This window comes from Rhizobium sp. Leaf453, assembly GCF_001425605.1.
In the GTDB taxonomy this organism is placed as follows: Bacteria; Pseudomonadota; Alphaproteobacteria; order Rhizobiales; family Rhizobiaceae; genus Pararhizobium.
Genome location: NZ_LMRG01000029.1, coordinates 85,920 through 110,745 on the forward strand (window position 1 = coordinate 85,920; position 24,826 = coordinate 110,745).

General features: G+C 59.0%; 17 protein-coding genes. 7 read left to right on the forward strand and 10 right to left on the reverse strand.

Features of this window, described 5'->3' with window-relative positions:
• The first annotated feature begins 99 nt into the window (after positions 1-99).
• On the forward strand, positions 100-2,418 hold the full coding sequence (locus ASG68_RS26765; RefSeq protein ID WP_062576173.1) for a Tex family protein: 2,319 nt from the start codon (positions 100-102) through the stop codon (positions 2,416-2,418).
• Between the two features lie 43 nt (positions 2,419-2,461).
• Here ASG68_RS26765 and ASG68_RS26770 read toward each other — a convergent pair whose 3' ends face one another.
• The 4 genes from ASG68_RS26770 to ASG68_RS26785 form a co-directional block, all read right to left on the reverse strand.
• A complete protein-coding gene (locus ASG68_RS26770; protein WP_062576174.1) occupies positions 2,462-4,402 on the reverse strand; it encodes a heparinase II/III family protein in 1,941 nt (646 codons plus the stop codon).
• Between the two features lie 15 nt (positions 4,403-4,417).
• Positions 4,418-5,536: a glycosyltransferase family 4 protein gene (locus ASG68_RS26775; protein ID WP_082478310.1), complete on the reverse strand. Its 1,119-nt coding sequence runs from the start codon at positions 5,534-5,536 to the stop codon at positions 4,418-4,420.
• Between the two features lie 211 nt (positions 5,537-5,747).
• Positions 5,748-7,034 carry an O-antigen ligase family protein gene (locus ASG68_RS26780; RefSeq protein WP_062576176.1) on the reverse strand — a complete coding sequence of 429 codons (1,287 nt, stop codon included), beginning with the start codon at positions 7,032-7,034 and terminating at the stop codon, positions 5,748-5,750.
• Between the two features lie 3 nt (positions 7,035-7,037).
• Positions 7,038-8,270 (reverse strand): glycosyltransferase, encoded by a 1,233-nt coding sequence (locus ASG68_RS26785; protein WP_082478312.1) that lies wholly within the window; start codon positions 8,268-8,270, stop codon positions 7,038-7,040.
• A 26-nt stretch (positions 8,271-8,296) separates the two neighbouring features.
• Between ASG68_RS26785 and ASG68_RS26790 the strand changes: the two genes are divergently transcribed.
• A complete protein-coding gene (locus ASG68_RS26790; protein WP_062576178.1) occupies positions 8,297-9,817 on the forward strand; it encodes an oligosaccharide flippase family protein in 1,521 nt (506 codons plus the stop codon).
• A 5-nt stretch (positions 9,818-9,822) separates the two neighbouring features.
• On the opposite strand, the gene ASG68_RS26795 is transcribed toward ASG68_RS26790, so the two are convergent.
• Genes ASG68_RS26795 through ASG68_RS26805 form a run of 3 tightly spaced genes read right to left on the reverse strand, consistent with a single transcriptional unit; the run spans position 9,823 to position 12,909 of the window.
• Positions 9,823-10,338 carry a serine O-acetyltransferase gene (locus ASG68_RS26795; protein ID WP_062576179.1) on the reverse strand — a complete coding sequence of 172 codons (516 nt, stop codon included), beginning with the start codon at positions 10,336-10,338 and terminating at the stop codon, positions 9,823-9,825.
• Positions 10,339-10,379: 41 nt separating this feature from the next.
• Positions 10,380-11,630 carry a glycosyltransferase family 4 protein gene (locus ASG68_RS26800; RefSeq protein ID WP_082478368.1) on the reverse strand — a complete coding sequence of 417 codons (1,251 nt, stop codon included), beginning with the start codon at positions 11,628-11,630 and terminating at the stop codon, positions 10,380-10,382.
• Positions 11,631-11,640: 10 nt separating this feature from the next.
• Positions 11,641-12,909: a nucleotide sugar dehydrogenase gene (locus ASG68_RS26805; RefSeq protein WP_062576180.1), complete on the reverse strand. Its 1,269-nt coding sequence runs from the start codon at positions 12,907-12,909 to the stop codon at positions 11,641-11,643.
• A 474-nt stretch (positions 12,910-13,383) separates the two neighbouring features.
• On the opposite strand from ASG68_RS26805, the gene ASG68_RS31660 reads away from it, so the two are divergent.
• Positions 13,384-14,508: a tetratricopeptide repeat protein gene (locus ASG68_RS31660; RefSeq protein WP_062576181.1), complete on the forward strand. Its 1,125-nt coding sequence runs from the start codon at positions 13,384-13,386 to the stop codon at positions 14,506-14,508.
• On the forward strand, positions 14,480-16,084 hold the full coding sequence (locus ASG68_RS26815) for a tetratricopeptide repeat protein (protein ID WP_244484347.1): 1,605 nt from the start codon (positions 14,480-14,482) through the stop codon (positions 16,082-16,084). Before ASG68_RS31660 ends, ASG68_RS26815 begins: the two co-directional genes overlap by 29 nt.
• A gap of 39 nt (positions 16,085-16,123) precedes the next feature.
• Here the strand turns inward: ASG68_RS26815 and ASG68_RS26820 are convergent, their stop codons facing one another.
• Together ASG68_RS26820 and galE are read right to left on the reverse strand one after the other, a co-directional pair.
• Positions 16,124-16,945 (reverse strand): heparin lyase I family protein, encoded by an 822-nt coding sequence (locus tag ASG68_RS26820; RefSeq protein ID WP_062576183.1) that lies wholly within the window; start codon positions 16,943-16,945, stop codon positions 16,124-16,126.
• A 254-nt stretch (positions 16,946-17,199) separates the two neighbouring features.
• Positions 17,200-18,183, reverse strand: coding sequence for a UDP-glucose 4-epimerase GalE (gene galE, locus ASG68_RS26825; protein WP_062576184.1), 984 nt, complete (start codon positions 18,181-18,183; stop codon positions 17,200-17,202).
• Positions 18,184-18,408: 225 nt separating this feature from the next.
• Between galE and recO the strand changes: the two genes are divergently transcribed.
• Positions 18,409-19,155 (forward strand): DNA repair protein RecO, encoded by a 747-nt coding sequence (recO, locus tag ASG68_RS26830; RefSeq protein WP_062576185.1) that lies wholly within the window; start codon positions 18,409-18,411, stop codon positions 19,153-19,155.
• 12 nt (positions 19,156-19,167) lie between these two features.
• On the forward strand, positions 19,168-19,665 hold the full coding sequence (locus ASG68_RS26835) for a PaaI family thioesterase (protein ID WP_062576186.1): 498 nt from the start codon (positions 19,168-19,170) through the stop codon (positions 19,663-19,665).
• Between the two features lie 50 nt (positions 19,666-19,715).
• On the opposite strand, the gene ASG68_RS26840 is transcribed toward ASG68_RS26835, so the two are convergent.
• Positions 19,716-21,749 carry a PhoX family protein gene (locus ASG68_RS26840; protein ID WP_062576187.1) on the reverse strand — a complete coding sequence of 678 codons (2,034 nt, stop codon included), beginning with the start codon at positions 21,747-21,749 and terminating at the stop codon, positions 19,716-19,718.
• Positions 21,750-21,937: 188 nt separating this feature from the next.
• On the opposite strand from ASG68_RS26840, the gene ASG68_RS26845 reads away from it, so the two are divergent.
• Positions 21,938-24,808, forward strand: a complete 2,871-nt coding sequence (locus ASG68_RS26845; RefSeq protein ID WP_062576188.1) for a DUF2339 domain-containing protein — start codon at positions 21,938-21,940, stop codon at positions 24,806-24,808.
• The last annotated feature ends 18 nt before the right edge of the window (positions 24,809-24,826 follow it).

Consider the following 24,826-nt stretch of genomic DNA (forward strand, 5'->3'; position numbering starts at 1 on the left):
CGTTCTGTGGACGTCTGAAGGCTGCGCACATGCCTTCACTTGGCCTTGAAGGCATGTGCATCTATGGTCCCTGCAAATCACAGCAAACCACGGAATGCCATGTCCCAGCCATCGAAATCCATTGCCGTCCTCATCGCTCAGGAAATCAAGGCCACGCCGGCTCAGGCCATTGCGGCCATCGAACTTCTGGACGAGGGCGCGACCGTTCCCTTCATCGCGCGCTACCGCAAGGAAGTGACGGGCGGGCTGGACGATACGCAGTTGCGCAACCTGTCGGAGCGGCTGGTCTACCTGCGCGAACTGGAAGCGCGGCGGGCCTCCATCCTCGATTCGATCAGGGGCCAGGACAAACTGACCACGGAACTGGAAGCGAAGATTGCCGCCGTCGCCACCAAGGCAGAATTGGAAGACATCTATCTGCCCTACAAGCCCAAGCGCCGCACCAAGGCTGAAATCGCCCGCGAGCGAGGCTTGGCGCCACTGGCCGAAGCGATCCTCACCGATCGTCGCATTGCGCCCGCCGAACGCGCGCTGGCCTTCATCACGGCCGATGTGCCGGATGTAAAGACAGCGCTCGACGGTGCGCGTGACATCATCGCCGAAGGCATCAGTGAAAATGCCGATCTGCTCGGCCGGCTGCGCGCCCATATGCGCCAGGCCGCGTTCCTGCGCTCCAAGGTGGTCGACGGCAAACAGGAGGCCGGTGCCAAGTTCTCCGACTATTTCGATCATTCGGAAAAATGGGCAACTGTCGCCGGACATCGCGCGCTTGCCATGCTGCGCGGCTGGAACGAGGAGTTCCTTTCGGTCGATATCGTCGTCGATCAGGACGACACCTCGCCGGTGAAGCCGGTAGAACGCACCATTGCCTCGATCTTTGCCATAGGCACCTTGCCCGGCGACAAATGGCTGATGGAGGTCATCGGCTGGACCTGGCGTGTCAAGCTGTCGATGTCGCTGTCGCTTGATCTGATGCGGGAATTGCGCGAGCGGGCCGAAGAGGAGGCGATCCATGTCTTCGCCCGTAATCTGAAGGATCTGTTGCTCGCCGCCCCCGCCGGCTCACGCGCCACGATGGGTCTCGATCCCGGCATCCGCACCGGCGTGAAGGTCGCAGTGGTCGACGGCACCGGCAAGCTGCTCGAAACCACCACGGTCTATCCGTTCCCGCCGAAAAACGACATTCGCGGCACGCAGGCCGAGCTTGCCAGCCTGATCCGCAAGCACAAGATCGAACTGATCGCCATCGGCAACGGTACCGGCAGCCGCGAGACGGAACGCCTCGTCGCCGATATGCTGACGCAGCTTCCGGCCGGTCCGAAGCCGACCAAGGTCATCGTTTCGGAAGCCGGCGCCTCGGTCTATTCCGCCTCACAGGCGGCCGCGGACGAATTCCCTGGGCTTGACGTCTCGCTGCGCGGCGCTGTCTCCATCGCCCGCCGCCTGCAGGATCCGCTGGCCGAACTGGTGAAGATCGAACCGAAATCGATCGGTGTCGGCCAGTATCAGCACGATGTCGACCAAGGGCGCTTGAACCGCTCACTGGAAGCGGTCGTCGAAGATGCGGTGAACGCTGTTGGTGTCGACCTCAACACCGCGTCCGCGCCACTGCTTGCCCGTGTCTCGGGTCTCGGCAAATCCTCGGCCGAGGCGATCGTCGCCCATCGCGACGCGACGGGCGCGTTTACCAGCCGCAAGGAACTCATGAAGGTGCCGCGGCTGGGCGCCCGCACCTTCGAACAATGCGCGGGCTTCCTGCGCATCCGCGACGGCAAGGAGCCGCTGGACGCTTCATCCGTGCATCCGGAAGCCTATGGTGTCGCCAAAAAGATCGTCGAGGCCTGCGGCCGCGACCTGCGCGCGATCATGGGCGACAGCGGCGCCCTGAAGACGCTGGATCCGAAAACTTTCGTCGATGAACGCTTCGGCCTGCCGACGGTCAAGGACATCTTTGCCGAACTGGAAAAACCCGGCCGCGATCCACGCCCGAGCTTCAAGACCGCGACCTTCGCCGATGGTGTCGATGACATCAAGGATCTGAAACCCGGCATGCTGCTCGAAGGCACCGTCACGAACGTCGCCGCCTTCGGCGCCTTCGTCGATATCGGCGTGCATCAGGATGGCCTGGTTCACGTCTCCCAACTCGCCGACCGCTTCGTCAAGGATCCGCATGAGGTGGTAAAAGCCGGTGACGTCGTGCAAGTCCGCGTCACCGAAGTCGATGTCCCCCGCAAGCGCATCGGCCTCACCATGCGCAAGGACGGTGCCGCCGAGTCAGGCGCCCGTGACAACCGGCAGGACCCGAAGGCCGCTCAGCAGGCCCGCCAGACACTGGCGCGCGCGCAGCAGCAGAAGCCCCAGGCTCCCTCACAAGGCGCGTTTGGCGCCGCATTGGCCGAGGCGATGAAACGGAAGTAAATTGAAATCGGCCGATCCGCTCACAAGCAGATCGGCCTTTTCGTTATGCCTGCGTCAATGCGAAATTGCAGGTCACGCCCTCGGCGGTAACCTTGCCGCGCCAGCTGATCCGCTTTGCCTCGACCTTCACGCCGAATGAGGGCGAATACCAACCGCCTTCACCGATATTTCCGCCGGCCGTGATGTCGATCGCGCCAGCTTCCTTCCAGGACAGGGTCGCGATGACCGCACCGTTACGTTCGATCAGGACGGCACCGCCATCGACCTTTGCGTCGAATTGCGGCGAGAGCTGGAAGACGATTTCGGCGGTCCGGTTCGGCGTGCCGTCCAGCTGGTCGAGGATCGCAAAACCATCGGCGGTCGAGGTTAGCGTTCGGCGATGAATGGTTCCGAAACGCTTCTGGTAGCCGTCATGCGAGGCGGAAACGGACCAGGAATCGGCACCGGATACCGTATCGAGTTTCGTCATGGCCTTGTGCGACCAGTTGAAGGCACCGGACATCGTGCTTTGATCGGCGCCATCGATGTTCAGCGTGTTGTGCGCACGCGTCCCCCGGAACCAGTCCCGCCACGCTCCGCCCGAATGATAGAGATAGGTGCCGGGATCAACAAGAAGCGGTTCGCCATCGACCGCAACGACCACGGACAGCGCATCGGCATGGCCGTGGGCGGCAATCGAGAGATAGCCAAGCGGTGCATGATCGAAGACGATATCGAGGGCGCGTCCATGCTTCGTCTCGCGAACAACAGTATAGCCGCCGTCGGCAAAGGTCTTGAGACCCTTGGGCGCTGTTGCCCCGGTCAGCGGCGAACGCAAAAGTGCGTCGCGCAGGTCCAGCTCCGGCGGACGTGGGCCGATGGCTGGCTCGCCCAGATATCCGGCAATCGCGGCACAGACGGAGGCCGCATAAGCTGGTTCATGTCGCGACAGGGTCAGCACACGGCCTTCGTCGTCATCACAGATCCCGGGCACGCGCCCGTCGCAATTAGAGAGCCAGGCGATGTGACCGGCAAAGGCCTTCAGCCGCGTATCGATTTGGCCGGCAAGCGGCTTTCCGGAGGCGCGGGCAACGAAGCTGCACAGTAGGATGAATTCGGCGGTGAAAGCCCCGTAGGTCGGCGATTGCTCTGCGCCGACACCATCCATCAGGATCTGCTTTTCCGCCTCCACGGCCAGAACCTTGCGGCCTTTGGCGTCCAGTTTTGCGGCAAGCGGCAGTTCCGGCATGGCAAGTGCGATCAGGAATTCACCCGCGACCTCGGCGACCAGGTGGTTGTTGGCCGACGAAAAACGGGACGGGTAGCGGGCCATCCAGACCATATGGGCATGGAGGATCGCGCGAATCCTGTTGACCGTCTCCGGGGAGAGCAATTCGCCGCAGAGCGTCGTCACGATGAGCAGGCTGATCGCGCGCAGGCCGAGTTCGATGCCGGAATTCCAGCCGAGCCCACGGAAGGGCGGATTGGCCGCATACCAGCTTTCGACGGCCGCCTCGATCGCTTCGACAGCACGTCTGTTGCCGGTAAGGGCCGCATCTGCCGCCAGCGGCTGCAGAAACTGAAGCCGGTTGAATTCCCAGACATATTTGATGTCGCCCAGCGTGCGCTCGTGACGGTAGGGGATATCGAAACAGTATTTTTCACTGCCCGGCCAAGATCCACCGGTCACCGGATCCAGCCGCCAGACGTCGGCGGAAAACAGCCTCTCGCCACTTCGCTCCGGCCAAACGACGCCCAGCGCCACAAACTGCCCCGACAGGATGAAACTGCTGGCAGCCGCGATTTCGGACTTCACGGCGTCCGGCGCATTTTTGAGGTTTTCGAGGAGGCCGGCGAGCCGGGGAGGGGCGCCCGTCGTTTGATACCGCTCCCATCCTTCGATCTTGCCGCGCGCGGACGATTTCTTTGCCCGCTCGCCGACGCGATGAAGGATCTCGGCAGGGCTCATCGCCCGCAGGCGGTTGACATACCACGCAAGGGACATCGAAAACTCCGAGTGTTATTGACGGATGAGGCTCGTCCACAAATCGACGAGACGGTCAAAATAGGCCTTGATCTCCAGCCGTTCGGCATGGAGCTTGCGGGCATTCTGCCCCAGTCTCCCGCGCAGTTCCGGTTCATCGAGAAGGCGTTGCAGGGCGACAGCAATCGCCTTTGCATCTCCGACCGGCACCAGCAGCCCCGTTTCTCCGTCGGTTATGATGTCCTCGACCGCACCCACAGGTGTCGCGATGACTGCGAGGCTCGCGGCCATGCCTTCGATCACGGACATCGGCAGGTTTTCGTCGAATGACGGCAGGACAAGAACGTCCGATCTGGAGAGAAGTTCGGCCACATCGGCCGGCCCAACCCAGCCGGGCAGGGACACGCGATCGGCAAGCCCCAGCCGCTCGATCTCACGCCGGGACTCCTCGATCTCGCCGTCACCCGCAATGATCGCGCGCCAGCCGGTTCTTCCCGCAATCATCGATAGGCCCTCGATCAGTTGCGGCACACCTTTTCGCGCGCCGACGCGACCAAGAAAGAGAATGCGCAGGGCACCGTCCTCGGCCGGGACTGGCCGCAGGGTAGGGGCCGGCGTGGCATTGGGAATGATCACGACCTTGTCCTCTATGCCGGGAACTTTTCCCGAAACGAAGGATTTCCAGACGTTTCCGAGCACGACGATCCGTGCCGCGTCCTTGAACATCCGTGAAATCCCATGGGCTATCGAGGGCGGGCTTTCATTCCAGAACTGGCGAAACCGCGAGCCATGAAGGTGGATGACATAGGGTATTTTCAAAAGGCTTGCCCATCGCGCCACGATCATCTTGCGGCGCGCGCTGCCGTGACTGGACAGATTGATGTGGAGCACGTCGACTCTGCCGAACGCTTTCAACGATAGCATCCGTATCAGGAACATGCAGAGGTAAAGGGGGGAAAGCACAATACTGCCTTGCCCGCGGGTGACACCGAAAGAGAGACTGACACCCTTCTGCGGATTGCGCTCGTCGATCGCCCGAACCTCGTCCATGATCCGGTCGATGCCACCCATGCCGCCCTTGCCGAGCGGTGTGGCGATTAAGATGTGTGACTGACGATCGGACATGGTGCTGCAATTCATTGTTTCTGTTGTCATTGTAAAAGTCCCACGGCAAGCACTGAAATTTGGGATGCTCTACGCTCTTTCATTTATCCCGGAACCGATGAAGCCGGTGTCGGGTAGAGGAAACTCCCGGGGCAGGCAATCTTCCACTTCAAGGGCAAAATTGAATGCAGCGTTGACGACGAGTGATTTTCGAAAATATTTCTAATGGCAGTGTTCTTGAGTGAGATTGAATAATTTTCATCTATTTATCATTATCTATGATTTTCTCTCTGTTTTTGTATTCAAAATTAAGTATGACTGCAATGCATATGAGAACTTTGTTCGATTGTAGTATATACGACTCAACGATTGTTGATGTGAAAACCATGAATATCAAGATGGATGACGTGGGTAAGGAGTAAATATAAAATTTTACAATATTTTCTTTCTTGAAAAAGCTTTTAAAGAATCTGATTGTGTAACTTGCGTTTATCAGAAGTATAACAAGTGGTCCGATGATGCCAAACGCGATAAGTGCTTCCATATATGCGCCTTGAGCATTGGGCGCGTTGAAATTTCCCATCTGGAGCGACGGGAGCACGAATGAGTTGAAGCCGGAAATATAACCGAGGCCGTATAGGTAGTTAAGTGGAGAGCTGTCTATTATGTATGACCACAAGGGTACACGTCCGGTAAATGATGAATCTTCACCGATAGAGTATAGGAATCCGTCTGCTGAAAACATGGATGCAAAAAATATTATCATTATGGAAAATAATATCATTGATAGGGACATTTTTATTTTTACTGAGCTGTTTTTTAGTGCATAGTGAAAATATATGGCAATTATGGAGAGCGCGGACACAATGGATGCTCCTCCGGATCCCGCCTTGTATAGCGAAAATATCGATACAATGAGGACGATGACGTCGCTGATTTTTTTTCTGTAGACGACGTTGGCAAAGGCAAGGCCCGAAAGTGCTGCGCAGCAATAGCCGAAGTCTGTTCTGTGTCCAAAAATTCCACGCCAGGCGCCCGCATGCGTGGATTGAAAAACGTCAGAACTGCCGTGCAAGCCGTATTTTGGATAAATTATCACGATAATGATAGATAATATCAGAGTTGCCTTTAAAAGTTCGTAGGAAAATTGCAGTTTGGATTTTCTGTACCATAGAATGGATGCGGAAATTGGAATGATAAATGCAAACAAATACTTGGTAGACTCAAACATCGTAACCCAAGGGGAGGCGGATATGATTGATGATGAGAATGCGAGTATGGGAAGAAGAAAAATCGGAAACGCATTATTTAACGAAGTGAAAAATTCTTTAGAGTATAGAATGGCAATTACTAACGCCAGAAATATAGACGCAACGTCGGCGATGTATACGGCATAAGATGCAGTGAAGCCCTGAAAGCTTTGGGTCGGATCTATTCCTGCAAGCTGAAGGCGAAAACCGCCAAGTGAGACTATACACATGGCAAACAGGACCAATCGCAGGGCGACCGATAGGCGACTTGGATTGGAAATCATAAGCTCCTGGGTCATTGATTAATCAGCCGCTTTTGAATGCCGGATGCGTCTGTCGCCGACATAGACGTCAGCTACCATCTCGGAGAGGGCGACATAGTCCCTATTTTCCCGAATCCAAGCTTCTGCACGCTGTACTTCGGTGTTTGTCAGTTCTCCGAGGTCGAGTGCGTCGACAATGGCCTTTGCGAAACCTTCCGAAGAGAAATCTGACAACAGCCCGGCGCCGGTGCTCGCGATGACTGTGCTTTGATCAGGATGAAAGTTTGCTACAACTCTTCGGCCCATGGCGATGTATTCGACAAGTTTGGTCGGGGTCGCCGAGGCCAGCATCTTTGGGGATGATGGATATGGCGCGAGGCACACATCTGCACGGCGGACATGTTTTAAAGCCATGGAAAGCGGCATTTGGTCCAGAAAGAAAATTCTCGAGGTCAAGTCCGCGAAGTATTGAAGAATCTCAGAGCGCTCGGCATCCGACGCTCGCCCAATCAGGACGAAAATTGTATCCGACCGTTCCCTCATCGCTTTCGCGACACCAGCGGCAACGATGCCCATTTGTCGCGCAGGATCGAGAGTTCCGAGATAGAGAATTGCCTTTTGGCCGGAATAGAACGCATCGCTCGCGATCTCACCCGGTTCCGATAGGAATGTCGCAGTATCAATCCCCATCGGAACGGGCGTAATCTTTACGTCAGGCACACCTTCACCGGCGACATCGATTTTCATTTGATCGCTCTGAACGAATACGTGATGAGCCAAGGGAAGAGCGATCCTGTAAAGGGAAATCTGGCCGAGTTTTCCTATGATCCATCTTGGCAGCGCTTGCAGGTATCGCCCCTTGTCGAAAGCGGCTTGCGCCCTGAAGAGGTAGCCCTCTTCCATCGGATAGGACATCCAGTACACGAATTTTGCTCCACTGAGACGGGACACGATTGCATAAATGCTGGCAATGAGAAACGTGTCTCGGCACTGGACAATGTCGTATTCTTTTCGCAGAATCCTGCCGAAGGCGGAAAGGTGCTTTACAACAGCGTCGATCTTTCCGCGGATGCCTAAGCGTCCGATAACATAATGTGTTTCATCTTCAACGGTAATTTTTTTTCCTGGCCCGCGCTCTTCTGTACGCATGAGCCAGTCCATTTTTAGATATTTTTTCAGGTATTTAGAAAAAAGTGTGGTGACATCGACGCGAAACGGCGGGTAAAAATCCCGCGCCACGATCAGCATTGCGATTTTATCAGAATTTTTCATGAAAGCCGTTAAACAGGAAAAGAAAAATGGAACGGTTAATTACATTCATTTCAGGCCGTATTATTTCAGTCGTGCTGCTGGTCTTGTTCAACGTCCTGCTCGTTCGCCTGATGGCGACAACGGAGTATGGACTTTATGCCGTCCTGATCTCGCTTGCCTCTATTGCAAATACCCTCGGTAGTCTCGGCGCGCAGAGGTTTCTGCCCAAATACATGTCGCTTGCCCGCAGTCCGGAAAACGCGGCTACCGTCCGAGACATGGCGCTCGCGTTCATATCCCTGCGTTTTGTGATCGTTCTCGTGTCGGCTGGCCTATGTCTGCTGATCTCCAACCTCTGGCTGAGCAAGGACATCACGGTCAATCCGAGTGCTTTCATCCCCTTCATCTTTCTCTCCGTGATTTCGTCACTTTATGCCGATGCTGAAGTTGTATCGCAATCGCTGAACCAACAGCGTATCTCGCGTGTCGTCGCGATCTCCGAACCGTTGTTCCGGACCACTGCCGTCGCGGTCCTCGTGCTGTTCCACATCGCGCTTTCCGGCGTCGGGGTGGTCTGGATCATGATAGCGACCCAAGGCCTTGCATGGGTAACGCTGGCCGCCAATGCCTGGGTCACGCTTCGGCAGAAGGTCAAATCGGTGACGCAAGCCGGCGGTAAGCCGCCGCGGCATGAAATCATCGGCATCATCAGTTCCGGCTATGTCAGCGGCTTGACCGCGCTCGGCGCCTCGCCGCCGTTCATCCGCTTGGTGGCGGCCAACTTCCTGTCCGCTTCCGAGTTTGCCGCCCTGAGCTTTGTGCAGACCATTACCCTCAGCCTGCAGCGTTACTCGCCCGGCTTCCTGCTTTTCCCGTTCCTCGAGCCCGCCATCATGGGTTGGCAAACAAGTCAGAAGGAAGAGGGGCAAGCGAAAGCCGGTGCGGCCCTGTCGCTGATCGCCAAGGTCGATGCCTTCATCATCACCTTCGGCATTCTGGCGCTCGCGCCGCTGGCTACCGAGATACTGCAGCTTCTCGCCGGTGACAGGATTGCGCCGCGCCCCCTCATCCTGCTGTTGTCGATGGCCGCGATTATCGGTGGCACCGTCGTGCGGTGTTCGGAGGTCGCTGCGTCGTTCGTTTCGGCTTACAAGGCGATCTTCCTGTCGTCCGGGCTCAGCTTCCTGTTCGTGAGCATTCTCGTTTTCGGCGGTCCCTATCTCGGCATCGCCGCGATCCTTGCCTTCCCGATCGTCGATTCGCTGACCCGGTCCTTCGCCATGGAGGCTGCTGCAAAAAGCCGTGGCTTTGTTGCGGTCATCGACTGGTCGCGGATTCTTCTCTGCTTTGGCCTGATCGCCTCGTCTGTCTTGCTTTCCGAACGCATTTTCGCACCGTTGGGCTTCAGCCTCCTGGAGAAATTTGCCTTTTCGGCCGGCATGATCGCGGTGGGTGCGGTCTGCTTTCTGATCCTGAAGCCGTTGACCAAGGCGGAAGGAGCTCTGATCGCGGCCTATGTCCGATCGCCACGCATCGGTCGCCTGCTCGGATGGTTGACGCGAAGCTAGCGCAGTCACAGCGGCGTCTTCGCGGGGATGATGCGGGCGGGGACACCGACCGCCAGCGCGCCAGCCGGCACATCCGAAAGGACGACGGCATTGGCACCGATCCGTGCATCGTCGCCGATCGTGACGTCTCCGATGATCTTGGCGCCTGCGCCAATATCCACGCGGTTTCCTATCCTCGGTGCGCCGGCAAGTTCGCCTGCACCCTTGTTGCCGAGGGTTACGCCTTGGCGGATTGTCACATCATCGCCGATGACGCATCGTCCATGGATGATGATGCCGCCAAAATGCTCGATGTTCAGTCTGCGCCCGACGACCGTGCTCTCTGGCAGGTGAATGCCGCATGTCATCTCGATAAACTTCTGGGCAAGCCGATTGAGCACGAAATACGGAACCCTGACGATCCTGCTCCTGATGCGCGTGCGTGGTTCCGAAAGACGGTAGACGAGCAGAGCCCAGAAGCCTTGAGCCAGAAGGCCCTCGCGATGTGTTCTCAGGTCCTCCGCAATATGCCTGATTGCCATGGTTCACCCCGTTTTCGAACTGTCCTGGGCAGGCCGCAGGCTTACGACTTCACGTTCTTGTATGCGGCAATCAGCTTCGGGATTTCGTAGCTCCAGGCCATCTGCGTTTCGACGCGGTTGCGTCCGAAGACACCCATCTGCGCGCGGCGCTCGGGGTCGGTGAGCAGTTCGGCGATCTTGTCGGCAAAGTCGACGGGGTCGTTGGCCTTGGCGTAAAGCGAGGCTTCCTGGGCGCTGAAGCGGCCTTCGGTGACGTCGAACTGGACGATCGGCTTGCCCACGGCCATGTATTCGAGGATTTTGTTCATCGTCGACTTGTCGTTCATCGGGTTGACGCGATCCGGATTGACGCAGACATCCGATGTCGACAGCACCTCGAACAGGGTCTGGTCCGGCGCGCGGCCGGTGAAGGTGACATAGTCCTTCAAGCCCATCTTATCCGACATGGCTTGAAGTGCGAAAAGGCTCGGGCCACCGCCGACCAAGGCGAACTGGATATCCTGCCGGCCGCGCTCGTAAACCAGGTGGCGGGCAGCTTCGAGAAGCAGGTCGATGCCCTCCTGCTCGCCCATCACGCCGACATAGCCGACGAGGAAATCGCGGCCGTTCTTCAGTGCCGGATTGGGCGTGACCGCCTTGACGCGGCTCAAGTCCGGTCCGCTGCGGACCACGAAGATATCCTTCGGATCCTTGCCGCCGCGCTCGATCGCGATCTTCTTGTAGCTCTCATTGGTGGAGATCACCGTGTCGGCCGTCTTGAAGGTCAGCCATTCGAACAGGCACATCAGCCGCCAGAAGAAGCCACGCTTGTTGAACTTGGCTTCATAAAGCTCCGGGTTGATGTCGTGATGATCGAAGATATAGCGCTTGCCGAGCAGCTTGAACTGCCAGGCGATGAGAAAGATCAGGTCGGGCGGATTGCAGCCGTGCAGGGTATCGAAGCCATGCCGGAACAAGATTTTCCAGGAGAGCACCGTCTCCCAGAACAGCGCCGCGCCGTATTCCAGGAGGTATCCGAGCGCACCACCGGCATCGAGCGGCAGCGGATGGCGATAGATATGGATGCCGTCGAGAAGTTCGTAACGTTCGGTATAGCCCTTGCCGGTCGGGCAGATGATCGCCACTTCCGCACCGGCGGATTTCAGCGTTCTCGCCTCCTGCCAGACCCGGCGATCGAAGGGAACCGGCAGGTTTTCGACGATAATGAGTACCTTGCGGCCGGCAAGCTGTCCGGAAACGGCGGTTTCGCGCGCGCCGGCATTGACTTCGCTGTTTTGAAGCACATGGTCCATCGTCGTCATCTCACGAAAGCGCGTTCAGATTGACGATGTCGCCATTCTTTTCGAGGTTGAGCTTCTTGTAGGTGTGGTTGGTGACGATGACCCGGTCATACGCTGCGGCTTCCGCCGTCTCCTTGGAGACGAGCAACTGCGAGAGCGTCGGAATCTGGGTATAGGCGTAGCCGAGATTGGCGCCGACGAGCTTGGTTGCATCGATCGCCGGGTCGAAGATCGACAGTTTGTAGCCTTCACGCAGAAGACCGCGGGCGAGGTCGATATTCGGGCTTTCGCGCAGGTCGTCCGTGTCCGCCTTGAACGCCAGGCCGACGAGCAGCACTGTCGAGCCCGGTGCGAGGTCCTGGGTCACGTGCTGGAACAGCCGGTACTTGTGCGCCTCGTTCGAGCGCAGCAGGGAGTCCACCAGATGGGTATGGGCGCCGCAATCGGCGGCGATATACTGCATGGCCCGCACGTCCTTGGGCAGGCAGGACCCGCCGAAGGCGCCGCCGGGACGCGTGTAATAGGGGGAGATGTTCAGCTTTGTATCGGACACGAAAATCTCATGCACCTTGCTGGCACTCAGGCCCAACTGCAGGCAGACGCGGCCGATTTCGTTGGCATAGGCGACCTTGACCGCATGCCAGGTATTGTCGACGAACTTGGTGATCTCGGATTCGCCGAGACGGACATAGAAGGTCGGCGCCGAGATGTTCTGGTTGAGAATATCCATCCGTGCATTCGGTTGGCCATCGACGGTGCCGATGACGATCTTCGGCGGGTCGAAATAGTCCTTGATGGCCGAGGACTCGCGCAGGAATTCCGGATTGTAGACAAGTTCGATGCTGCGCTCGAAATCTTCTCCTAGTTCCGCGGCAAAGATCGGTGCGATCAGCCCCTCGACGGTGCCTGGACGAATGGTCGAACGATAGACGACGGTGAGCGGCGAGGTCCGGTCGCGGTTGACCGCTGCAGCGATCTGGCGCGTGACTTCGGCGATGTAGGACATGTTGTGCGAGCCATCCGGCGCGCTCGGCGTTCCCACGCAGACGATGGCCATGTCACAATCATGGATGTGGTTCTTGATCTCGGTATGTGCGCTGATGCGACCGGCATCGAGACCTTCTCGGAGCAGTTCGTCGACGCCCGGCTCGGTGATCGGTGAAATACCTTGATTGATTTGGTTTACTTTTTTCTCGCTGACATCGAAGCCAATGACATCATGGCCTTCTTTTGCAATGCAGCACATGGCGGTGAAGCCGACATAACCCAAGCCGAAAATCGCTACTTTCATCCAGTTTTTCCCACTCTCAACAGGAGGTCTTCGGGCGAATTCGAAAGACATCTGTCCGGAATTAAATTCAGTTAAAACAAGCTTTTAAAAGTTATTTACAGAGTTTTAATGTGCTTTTCAGTGCTGAATTTTCGAAATTTATTATATTCCCACAGCCTCTTTTGAATGCTGCAAAGGAATTTGAAATGACCATACACCGCCCCCGCAATGGCCTTTTTTGGGCTTGTTTACACGAAATTGTTTTCACATAATTAAACACGATTTCAAAGAGGTTTTCGCACTTGCGAGATGACATGGTTAAGGCGCGCGTCTTATTGGCCACGCTTTTGATCTGTTAAAAACGGCATAAACGCGATCGGCCTATCCCGACTTTTTCAGTTGGGGTGGCCAGATATAATTATTGTTTTCAATCATCTATTCCGGATTTTCTCCATGTTTGATCATAAAGCGATTTTTCTTGGGTGTGTTTTGGGGATGACCATCACCGCCGCATTGCCGGGTTTTGCACAGGAGGCGGGCGAAGCCTCGCAACAGGCGGCGCCGGCCCCGGTGCAGCCACAGGCTTTGGACGAATGGAATTCCGTCATCGGGGCCGGGGTGCCGGGCGAGGATTTGGATCGTGCGGTCCAAGGGGTTCAGGCTCTGGCGGCCGGCGGCGATCCCGCCGCCCTCGTTGTGCTCGGCAATCTGTATCGTGACGGCAAGATTTTGCCGAGGGATATCGCCAAGGCCGTTGAACTGTACGGGCAGGCGCTGGCCAAGGGGCGCACGGATGCGGCGACCAAGCTCGGCGATCTCCATCGTCAGGGCGTGAGTAACGGGCTCGATGTTTCGAAGGCGCTCGGTTACTACGAGCAGGCGGTGAAAGCCGGGGACGCCGGTGCCAAGGTCGGCATGGCCAATCTCTATGCCGATGGTGTTGTCGTTCCTCGCGACATCCCGAAGGCACTCGCTCTCTACGACGAGGTTCTCTCTTCCGGTGGTAGCTGGGCGCTTTCGCCGCTTGCCGCGCTCTATTTGAAGGGCACCGATGTCGGGCTCGATCCGGCCAAGGCGGTCGGTTACTACGAACAGGCGGTACAGGCGGGTGATGTCAGCGCTATCGTTTCCCTCGGCAATATCTATCGCGACGGCAAAATCCTGCCGAAGGATCTTGCCAAGGCTGTCGAGTTGTACGAGCAAGCTTTGGCAAAGGGCAGGATCGATGCAGCGACCAAACTCGGCGACCTCTATCGTCAGGGGGCAACCAATGGGCTCGATGCTTCGAAGGCACTCGGCTTCTACGAGCAGGCGGTCAAGGTAGGCGATCCTGGCGCCAAGGTCGGCATGGCCAATCTTTATGCTGATGGTATTGTAGTCCCCCGCGACATCCCGAAGGCGCTAGCTCTCTATGAGGATGTTGTCGCCTCAGGCGCGACCTGGGCGCTTTCGTCACTTGCCGCGCTCTATGCGAAGGGGGCTGATGTCGGGCTCGATCCGGCCAAAGCGGTGGGTTATTATGAACAGGCGGCAGGCGGGGGATGCCAGTGCCCTCGTTTCGCTCGGGAATGTCTATCGGGATGGCAAAGTCGTGCCAAAAGATATCGACAAGGCTGTTGAGTTATATGAGCAGGCTTTGGCGAAGGGCAGGATCGATGCAGCGACCAAGCTCGGCGATCTCTATCGTCAGGGTGCGACCAACGGGCTCGATCCTTCGAAGGCGCTTGGCTATTATGAGCAGGCGTTAAAGGCTGGCGATCTGGGTGCCAAGGCCGGCATGGCCAGTCTCTATGTCGATGGCGTTGTCGTATCCCGCGACATCCCAAGGGCGCTTGCTCTCTATGACGAAGTGCTTTCGTCGGGCGGCACCTGGGCTGCATCCTCTCTCGCATCATTGTATTTGAAGGGAGCCGAGTTCGGACTCGATCCGGTGAAGGCGCTCGACTACTACGAGCAAGCGGTACGGGCGGGTGATATCAGCGCCCTCGTTTCCCTCGGTAATATCTACCGTGACGGCAAGATCGTCTCGAAGGATGCCGTCAAGGCGGTGGAATTTTACGAGCAGGCTCTGTCGAAGGGCAGGATCGATGCAGCGACCAAGCTCGGAGACCTCTACCGTCAGGGCGCGACCGACGGCCTCGATGCGTCGAAGGCGCTCGGGTATTACGAGCAAGCGATCAAGACGGGCGATCTGGGGGCGAAAGCCGGCATGGCCAATCTCTATGCTGATGGTGTCGTTGTTCCTCGTGACATCCCGAAAGCGCTCGCTCGTTATGAGGATGTCGTTACATCTGGGGGCACCTGGGCGCTTTCGTCGCTTGCTGCGCTCTATGCTAAGGGTGCTGAGGTCGGGCTCGATCCGGCCAAGGCGGTCGGTTATTATGAACAGGCAGTGCAAGCGGGTGACGTCAGCGCTCTCGTTTCCCTCGGCAATATCTACCGCGATGGCAAGATCGTGGCGCGAGATGCGACCAAAGCGATCGACTATTTTGAGCGCGCCTATGCGGCGGGGCGCAAGACTGCGCTTGCGAGCGCGATCAATGTCGCGATGTCCGGAACAACAGCGCAGCAACGCCAGGGCCATGAACTGATTGCCAAGGGTCAGGCCGAGATGGCTCCGGGGGTTGCATCGGCTCTTGCCAACGCCTTGCTCAGCGGTTCGGGGATCGCGAAAAACCCGACCAAAGCTGTGGCAATCCTCAAGCAGGCCAGTGCGGCGGGGGACGCGGCGGCAGCATCGACACTGATACAGCTATACGCTCAGGGCCGGGGGGAGGACGTGAAGAAGAACCTGACGCTTGCCAGAACGACGTTGAACCAATTTGCGGGCGCAATGTCACCGGAGCAGCGGGATGGGGACGCGCTTTTCCTGGAGGCTGCCTCCGCCTCATCTCGCAATCAGTATGCTGCATTGATGGAAAAGATCGACGCCCTTGCATCCAGTAGCGCCAAGGCAAGTTTTGTGGGCCGGCTTCGCTGGGCAAACAGCAACGCCTACGTCTACCTGCTGCAAAGCAAATTGAAGGAGACCGGCGCTTATGCAGGCCAGTTGAACGGTACGTTGACTGGGGCGACGATCAAGGCATTCAATGCATTCTGCACCAGTCGCCAGATGAAACAGCCATGCAGCGAAGGGCCGCTGAGCCGCTCAGCGCTCGGCGTATTCCAGGACTTTCTGCGTGAGACAAAGACCTGACGTAATGACAAACGACAGTTGCAAGTCAGCTGTTGTTTGTCAGTTCACCGCAGCGGCCCGTTTCGAGAGGTCATTGGTGGTGGTCACAACGTCCCGATATTCCACCACCGCATCCTGGTCGTGCCGGCTCCGATAGATGCCGAACTTCCAGTAGCCTCCATCGGCATGATCCCAGTATCCGAGCGGGCCATTGAAATCCACGAGTTCATGGCCATTCATCCATATGTCGAGGATTCCGTCGGTCTCCGAGACCCGGTGTTTGATCACGATGTTGAGCCATTGATCCCGCGGCACGTTGCTGACGCGGTGCATTTCCTGCATTTTCGGCTTGCCGTCGACCAGGAAGCGCCGCAGAAAGACAAGATCGTTTCCGTCCATCTGGGCCGCGATATACGGTGAACGCTTGTCGCTGACGCTTCCGTGCCACTGGCCGATAATGAACCAGGACTTTTCTCCGCTCGGGATGGAGAATCCCTTGGCAATCTTCACGCGATAGGCGTTCCAGATGACCTCATTCTTGGGAAACGAAATCTGGTCCGTCGCCTCAGAGCGGTCCCGGTCTTCCGGATCGAAAAACGCGTTCTCCCCCGCTCGCACCTCAAAACGCAGGACGACATCGTTGTTCTGGCTCCGGCGAGTGCCAACGGAATACGCCTTGTGAGCGGAGTGATTTCCGTAGTTGACGTTTTCATAGCGGAAATTGCCGGCAAGAGGCATGACCTCCCTGGACAGTAGCCTGTCTGTATCAAGCCGGGTCGGTGCATTGGCGTATGTCGGTGTCTGTGGCGACAGAATGATTGCTGCCGAAACCAGCGCCATTGCGGACAGGTAGACGGTCGGCCGATTGAAAATGCGTTTCATCTTTCCTTCCTTTCACGCGCTTATCGAGCCATACGGCGCAATCTCGTCTGCGGTTTGATACCGCAGGCGAATATAGGAACAACGTCTTAAGTAATCAGCCCATCTTTGGGCTTGCGTTATCGACGGTAGTCGCACGAATCGACCGTAAGGCCCGATTGCGCGCGCAACGTGGCAAGCAGGTGTAACACCTGCATTTCAGGACCTTTCCATCATCGTTTCACCGATCTAGGACGGGGCGCCTGAAAGGGAGAAAACTAGAACTGATTGCGCCGCGAGTGCCATTGCCATGCGGAGCGGATAATCTCGTGCAGATCGTATCTCGGCTGCCAGCCGAGAACGCTGAGCGCCTTGTCGTTGTTGGCAACGAGCGAGGTGGAATCACCGTCGCGTCGCTCGGCCTGTTCGACCGGGAAGGGCTTGCCGGAGACTTCGGCGATCACGGACAAAAGCTCGCTGACGGTGGTTCCAGTGCCGGTGCCGAGGTTCAGCTTGACGCTTTCGCCGCCGGACAAAAGATAGTCGACGGCGCGCACATGGGCGTCGGCGAGGTCGAGCACATGGATGTAATCGCGCACGCAGGTGCCGTCGCGGGTATCGTAGTCGGTGCCGAAGACCTTGAAGCCGGCGCGGCGGCCGAGTGCTGCGTCGATCGCCAGCGGGATCGCGTGCGTTTCCGGCGTGTGCCATTCACCGACGCGGCCTTCGAGATCGGCGCCGGCGGCGTTGAAATAGCGCAGGATGACGGAGCGCAGGCCCTTGTAGGTGCCGTAGTCCTGCAGCGCCTGCTCGACGATCCATTTGGTGCGGCCATAGGGATTGATCGGGTTCTGGTCGTGCGTCTCGTCCATCGGCACCTGCTTGGGCAGGCCATAGGTGGCGCAGGTGGAAGAGAAGACGAAGGCGTCGATCCCGGCCGACATCACCGCGGATAGCAGGGTGAGCGCGCCGATCACATTGTTATCGTAGAAGGTGACAGGATCCTTCACCGATTCACCCACCTCGATCATCGCCGCGAAATGCAGGACCGCGGATGGCTTGTGCTTGGCGATCACCGCGTCGAGCCTGGCCCGGTCTCGGATATCGCCTTGCTCCAGCGGCCCCCAGCGCACGAATTCAGCGTGTCCGTTGGAGAGGTTGTCGAACACGACGGGTGTATAGCCGCGTTCGGCCAGGGTGAGGCAAGTGTGAGATCCGATATAGCCGGCTCCGCCGACGACAAGCACTGTTTTGGGCTGCATGTTTGACTCGTTTTCCAAAGCAAAGGCCCCGCAAGCCGGGGTAACATGAATAATCTATGAGCCGCTTTTTTATCGCGATTATGCCGCCACACTAGAGCGTTTTTTCTAAAGATTTTAGAATAAAGCGCGAATTTCCGGTGATTTCCGTTGCATGGGTTTCGAGGTGGCCGATGGTCTGTTGCCGCCGCCGTTGTGTTCGCTCATCCTCAGGGGTAAAACCACGGCATGCAGTGGAGCGATCAGGGCATCATCATCGGAGTGCGGCGGCATGGCGAAACGTCAGTTGTCGCCGAGGTCATGACGCGCGATCACGGGCGCCATATGGGGCTTGTGCGTGGCGGTCGCTCGCGGACGATGCAGCCGGTGCTGCAGCCGGGAAACGAGGTCGAGGTGACCTGGCGGGCGCGGCTCGACGAACATCTCGGCGAGTTCAAGCTGGAGCCTGTCACGCTCAGGGCGGCGCGGCTGATGGAGGCGGCGACTTCTGTTTACGGCGTGCAGGCAATGGGTGCGCTGCTGCGGCTTCTGCCGGAGCGGGATCCGCATCCGCATCTCTATGAAACGCTGGGCATCATTCTGGAAAACCTTGATGATCCCAGCGACGCCGGCGAGCTTTTCGTCCGTTTCGAGATCGCCGTTCTCAACGATCTCGGCTTCGGGCTGGATCTGGTCGAATGCGCGGCGACCGGGGCGCGCGACGATCTCGTCTATGTCTCGCCGAAATCCGGCCGGGCGGTGAGCCGTGAGGCGGGTGCTCCCTATGCGGACAAGATGCTCGCCTTGCCGGGCTTTCTGGCGCAGGGTGGGGCTGCGGATCATGACAGCCTGCAGGCCGCCTTCCGCATGACTGCCTTCTTCCTCCACCGCCATGTCTACGAACCGCGTGGTATCGGTCTCTCCGCCGCCCGCGATGGTTTCGTTCAAGCCGCGCTGAAGGCGCTGAAATCCCGCCAGACGGCAGCCCCGCTATAGGAAAGTCCGCCCATGTCCGTTGAAATCTATCCCGGAAATACCGTATCCGGCATCGGCACGGTGCCGCTCGATGCCGTTGCCCGCGATGGCGGGCTGAAGGCGATGCTCGACCTGCTTGCTGGCATCCATCCCGCCCCACCGATGGCGCAGACGCTGAAATTCGGCCTCTGCGAAGTCGAGGAGGGCAGGGTGCTGCCGACGGCGGAACATCTCAATCCGCTCGGCACGGTACATGGCGGCTGGGCGGCGACGATCATGGATTCGGCGCTTGGATGTGCCGTGATGACGACGCTGAAACGGGGCGAGGCCTATACGACCGTCGAGTTCAAGGTCAATCTCGTTCGTCCGCTGATGCCCGGCATGGGCGAGGTCTTCTGCGAGGGCCGGATCGTCCATCGCGGCCGGACGCTGGCGACGTCGGAAGCCTTCCTGAAGGACGGCGGCGGCAAGCTTCTGGCACACGGCACGGAGACTTGCGCGATCTTTCCGATCGAAAACCTAATGCGGTGAATGCGGAATGACGCTGCCGTGGCAGCGTCATTCCATGATCGATCATTCCGTCAGCCGATACGGCCGCCACCCTGCTTGGTAATGGTGACCACGGCCGGGCGAACCGGCATATCGTCCTTGAAGTCCGGCCAGCGGGTTGCCGGAGCCTCATAGATGGCAAGACCGGCATCGCCCGGATGCTGCACGGAGACGAAGAAGGTGTCGGATGTCGGGTTGAAGCTCGGGCCGCACATTTCGGCGCCGACCGGCACGCGGAAGAACAGTTTCGACGTGCCGCGGGCCGCGCCCTCGGTGTCAACAGCCCAGATACCGTCTGTTCGGCCCGTGTCCTTTTCGTTGTTGCCGTCCGTTGCCACCCAGAGGCGGCCATCGGCATCGATGGCGCAGTTGTCCGGCATGCCGAACCAGCCGTTCTTCGTCGTCGCGGTCGAGAAGGAAGCGCCGACCTCAGCGATGGACGGGTCGCCGCATTTCAAAAGCACGTCCCATTTCGATTTCGTCGAGGCATAGTCGCCGTCCGTCTCGGTGATCTCGATGATGTGACCGAAGGCATTGTCGGCGCGGGGATTGGCGGCGTCCAGTTGGTCGTCCTTGCGCTTGGTGTTGTTGGTCAGCATAACATAGACCTTGCCGGTCTTCGGATTGGGCTGGATGTCCTCCGGCCGGTCCATCTTGGTGGCGCCGAGCGCGTCGGAGGCGAGGCGCGTGTTGATCAGCACGTCCGCCTGAGAGGCAAAGCCGTTGGCCGCCGTCAGCGGGCCTTCGCCGTGGATCAGCGGCAGCCATTCCAGCGTGCCGTCCGCTAGGAATTTTGCGACGTAAAGCGTGCCGTCGTCGAGGATATCCATGTTGGCGGCGCGGTCGTCCGGATTGAAGGCGGCCTTGGTCACGAACTTGTAGACATAGTCGAAGCGCTCGTCGTCGCCGGTGTAGAGCACGACCCGACCATCCTTGTTGACGATCGATTCACAGCCTTCATGCTTGAAACGGCCGATGGCGGTGCGCTTCTTCGGTACCGAGGTCGGGTCCATGACATCGACCTCGACGATCCAGCCGAAACGGTTCGGCTCGGTCGGTTCCTTCGAGACATCGAAACGGTCGTAGAACGACGCCCATTCATACTGTCCGCCCGGAGCGCCGAGGCGCTTCAGCTGCTTGAACTCAGGGTGATCTTCAGCGATCTCGCCGCCGAAATAGCCGTTGAAATTCTCTTCTGCCATCAGATAGGTGCCCCAGGCGGTGACGCCGCCGGCGCAATTGTTGATGGTTCCGAACACCTTGCGGCCGGTCGGGTCGGATGGCGTCTGGACGCGCGCATGGCCGGCGACCGGCCCGGAAAGCTGCATTTCGGTCGTGGCGGTGAGGCGGCGATTGTATTTGCCGTCGAGCACCGGCTTCCACCGGCCGTCGACCTTGCGAATCTCGATGACGGTGCCGCCATGGGCCGCCATCTCGATATCGACGAGGTCCTTGGTATATTCGCCGAGTTGGACCTTCTCTTCCTCGACTTCCTTGCCGTCTTTCAGGACGGGCTTGCCATCCTTCATGACCTTTTCCTTCACGACGGACGCGAATTTGGGGAACATGATTTCGGCATTGGTATATTCGTGGTTGACCACCAGAAGGCCGTGGTCCGGATTCCCTTCGAGCGGAATGAAACCGATATAGTCGTTGTTGTAGCCGAACAGCTTTTCCTGGGCGGCAGCGGTCTGCTTCAGCGGGTCGAAGTCCGGGCTGTCGGCAAACAGTTTGTCGCCCCAGCGCAGCAGGATATCGGCGTCATAGCCTTCGGCAACGTGGTGGGTCTGGTCGACACCGGCCTCGACTTCCTTGAAATCGAAGCTCGAGAGGCTTTCGGCGCGGGCGTCCTCGGCCGTCAGGAGAGCCAGTGGGCTCACGGTGGTGGAGATAGCGGCGACGGCCAGCGAGCCCCTCATGAACGAACGGCGGGAGAAGCGCGTGTTGATGATGTCACCCATCGTCGGGTTGGTGGAACAGTTTTGGCCGACATCTTCGAGTTCTTCGCGACGATCCGTCAGCGTCTTGATCTCCGGGGCGGCGTCAGTCTGGGAAAGATGTTCCATGGTCGATTCTCCTTTTGGTCCGGATGCAGCGCAAGGCCGCGTCGCAGCATCCATAACTGCCGCATAATGACAGGTTCGCGACAATTGGATGAAGAGATTGCTGTGCTGAACCGTCTTGCGAGTTGGCGGGATGGCGAAAAGCTGTATGGTCACCGCGTGCGCGCATGGAAGGGCCTTGGGGAGACGAGATGATCGAAGTCATTGCTTTGGCGGGGTTTGCAATCTCGCTGATGGCCTTCCACCGGGGGCGCAAAACGGCCGCACGGCTGGCGTTCGAAGTTGCCGCGTTGAAGGAAGCGGTGGCTCGGCTCGAATCTATCAGGCCGGTGCAGCCCGCTGCCGAAGCGGTGGCCGGCGAGCCGGCTCAGGCCGATGCTGTAGCTGCAGAAAGTGCTGCAGCGGAGCCCGCTGTCGTAAGGATTCCCGCCGAACCCGAAGCGGTTTCTGAGATCGAAAGGGGCGACGCGATTTTCGGCGGCGCGCCACCAAGCCAGGACACGGTCGAAAAGGCCTCGCGCGGTGAGCCCGTTACCGCAAACATCGCTGCAACTGCGGCCGCCACTGTCGTCGCGCAGCCACCGAAGGAAAGCCTCGAAAGCCGCCTCGGTGCGCGTTGGGCCGTCTGGGTCGGCGGTATCGCGCTGGCGCTCGGCGGCATCTTCATGGTGAAATATTCGATCGATGCCGGTCTGCTCAGCCCTGCCGTACGTCTGGCCATGGCTGCCGTCTTCGGTCTCGTGCTGGTGGGCATCGGCGAGATCGTCCGCCGCCGTGCGACGCCGCTGGTTGCCGATGCATTCCAGAATGCGATGATCCCGGGCATCCTGACGGCCGCAGGCGCGGTGACGCTATTCGGCGTCTGTTTCGCAGCGCACGGGGTCTATGGATTTATCGGCCCGGTGACGGCTTTTGTGCTGCTGGCGCTGATCTCGCTGGCGACGGTTGGCCTTTCGCTTCTGCACGGGCAGGCGCTTGCCGGTCTCGGCCTGCTTGCCTCGCTTCTCACGCCGGCACTGGTCTCCTCGGAAAGTCCTAGTCCCTGGAGCCTGTTCGGCTTCCTCGGCATTGCATGGATCGCGACGCTGCTGGCGTCGCGCATCCGCCGCTGGTCGGTCGTGCCGTCGATGGCCAATATCGGCCTCTGCCTCTGGGCGCTCGCCTATATCGCCTCGGTCAGCCCGGTTGAAAGCTTGCCCGTGACGCTTGTCATGCTGCTTATGGTGGCTGGCATCGGCCTTCTCTGGCCCGGCTATCTCGTGCCGCCCAGCGCGGAGCCCGAACCGGAGGCCGCGGCAACGGAACAGCAGCCCGTGGCACCTTCTGCATGGGAGAAGGTGATGGTGCCACCTTTCGCAGCCATTACAATCACAGCCGGTATCTCGCTTCTGCTCACCGCCATCGCGCTGATCAGTCCGTTCACCTCATATGGTGGTTATCCGGTGAGTGAATTCTGCGCGCTGGCCGCAGCGCTGGCGGCGCTCGGTGCCTTTCGGAACTACGCCGTCTATCCGGCCTTGCTGTCCAGCGTCGCGGCGGTGGCCGGGCTCTGGAGCATGATGGCGCTCAGTGGCGTTCTGACCTTCATCGATCCGGCCATTCCCGGCCATATTGCGGTTTTGGCCGTTCCGGAGAAAACGGCGATGTTGGCCGGCATGGCGCTCGCCTCGGCGTTCATCGTTCTCGGAGCCCTGGCGCAGGCGCTGCACCTCAGAGACCATCCGCCGTTCGCAACGATCTGGGCCGCGATCATGGCCGTCGTGCCGACAGCACTCACCGGCATGTCCTTCCTGACGGTCGGCGACCTGACGTTCGACCTGCCGCATGGGCTCTTCTCAGTCGTCGCCGGTATCGTCCTTCTCGGTCTGGCCGAATGGCTGTCACGCCGGAACGTTGAGCCGGACGATATCCGTCTGCCGCAGGCCTTCCTGCTTGCCGGTTCGCTGGCTCTCTTCGTCATTGCGCTGCACGCACTGACGGACGGCGTTGTGACCACGATCCTCATCGCCTTCCTCGGTGCTGCCTATGTCGCGGCAACGCGGGTCCGTTCCTGGCCCGCTCTGCCGTGGATGATGGTGGGTTCCGCCATTGTCGTTCTTGCGCGCATCGCTTGGGAGCCGACGATCGTCGGGCCGTCCAACCTGTCGACCACGCCGGTCTTCAATGCACTGCTGGCCGGCTATGGCATTCCGGCGCTGTTGCTGGCGCTTTCGGCGTTCGAACTGCGCAACTGGCCGGGGTTCCGGGTGCGCAATCTGCTGCAGGCATTGGCCAGCCTTTTCTCGCTGCTGACCGTCGCTATCCTCGTGCGCCATGCCATGAACGGCGGCGTGATCGACAGCGCGGTGCCGACGCTCGGCGAACAGTCGATCTACACGCTGGTCGCGATCGGCGGCTCCTGCATCATGATGACGTTGGACCGGAAATCGCCGAGCCCGGTGTTCCGCTATGGCAGCATGGCCATCGGCGTGCTGTCGATGCTCTCCATTCTCGGAGCGCATCTGCTGGGTCTCAACCCCTATTTCAGCGGCGAATTGCTCGGCTCCATCCCGTTCTTCGATCTCCTGCTGATCGGCTATCTCCTGCCGGGCCTCGGTTATGCCGGTCTCTCCTGGTATGCGCGCGGCAAGCGGCCGGTGCCCTATGTCACCGCGCTTGCCGTCACCGGCGCCGTTCTCGCCTTCGCTTGGGCAACCCTGTCCGTCCGCCGGTTTTGGCAGGGGGAAAGTATCGCGAACTGGAAAGGATTCCTGCAGGGCGAGACCTATACCTATTCCGTCGTCTGGCTGCTTCTCGGCGTCCTGCTGCTCGCGTTGGGGTCACGGTTCGACGCCAAGAGCCTGCGCATCACCTCGGCGGTTCTGGTTTTCGTCGCCGTGCTGAAGGTGTTCCTGATCGACATGGCCAATCTCGAAGGCTTCCTGCGGGCGCTGTCCTTCATCGGGTTGGGCGCCGTCCTCATCAGCATCGGGCTGTTCTACCAGAAGATACTGTCGGGCAGGAATGCCCCGCCAGCCGATCCAATGGTGGACATCGCGGCGGAACCCGGCCACACAGGCTGACGATTTCGATTCCACAGA

Coding starts and splice junctions, on each gene's coding strand:
- ASG68_RS26765 (WP_062576173.1), top strand. CDS start 100: ATGTCCCAGCCATCGAAATCCATTGCCGTCCTCATCGCTCAGGAAATC.
- ASG68_RS26770 (WP_062576174.1), bottom strand. CDS start 4,402: ATGTCCCTTGCGTGGTATGTCAACCGCCTGCGGGCGATGAGCCCTGCC.
- ASG68_RS26775 (WP_082478310.1), bottom strand. CDS start 5,536: ATGACAACAGAAACAATGAATTGCAGCACCATGTCCGATCGTCAGTCA.
- ASG68_RS26780 (WP_062576176.1), bottom strand. CDS start 7,034: ATGACCCAGGAGCTTATGATTTCCAATCCAAGTCGCCTATCGGTCGCC.
- ASG68_RS26785 (WP_082478312.1), bottom strand. CDS start 8,270: ATGAAAAATTCTGATAAAATCGCAATGCTGATCGTGGCGCGGGATTTT.
- ASG68_RS26790 (WP_062576178.1), top strand. CDS start 8,297: ATGGAACGGTTAATTACATTCATTTCAGGCCGTATTATTTCAGTCGTG.
- ASG68_RS26795 (WP_062576179.1), bottom strand. CDS start 10,338: ATGGCAATCAGGCATATTGCGGAGGACCTGAGAACACATCGCGAGGGC.
- ASG68_RS26800 (WP_082478368.1), bottom strand. CDS start 11,630: ATGGACCATGTGCTTCAAAACAGCGAAGTCAATGCCGGCGCGCGCGAA.
- ASG68_RS26805 (WP_062576180.1), bottom strand. CDS start 12,909: ATGAAAGTAGCGATTTTCGGCTTGGGTTATGTCGGCTTCACCGCCATG.
- ASG68_RS31660 (WP_062576181.1), top strand. CDS start 13,384: ATGACCATCACCGCCGCATTGCCGGGTTTTGCACAGGAGGCGGGCGAA.
- ASG68_RS26820 (WP_062576183.1), bottom strand. CDS start 16,945: ATGAAACGCATTTTCAATCGGCCGACCGTCTACCTGTCCGCAATGGCG.
- galE (WP_062576184.1), bottom strand. CDS start 18,183: ATGCAGCCCAAAACAGTGCTTGTCGTCGGCGGAGCCGGCTATATCGGA.
- recO (WP_062576185.1), top strand. CDS start 18,409: ATGCAGTGGAGCGATCAGGGCATCATCATCGGAGTGCGGCGGCATGGC.
- ASG68_RS26835 (WP_062576186.1), top strand. CDS start 19,168: ATGTCCGTTGAAATCTATCCCGGAAATACCGTATCCGGCATCGGCACG.
- ASG68_RS26840 (WP_062576187.1), bottom strand. CDS start 21,749: ATGGAACATCTTTCCCAGACTGACGCCGCCCCGGAGATCAAGACGCTG.
- ASG68_RS26845 (WP_062576188.1), top strand. CDS start 21,938: ATGATCGAAGTCATTGCTTTGGCGGGGTTTGCAATCTCGCTGATGGCC.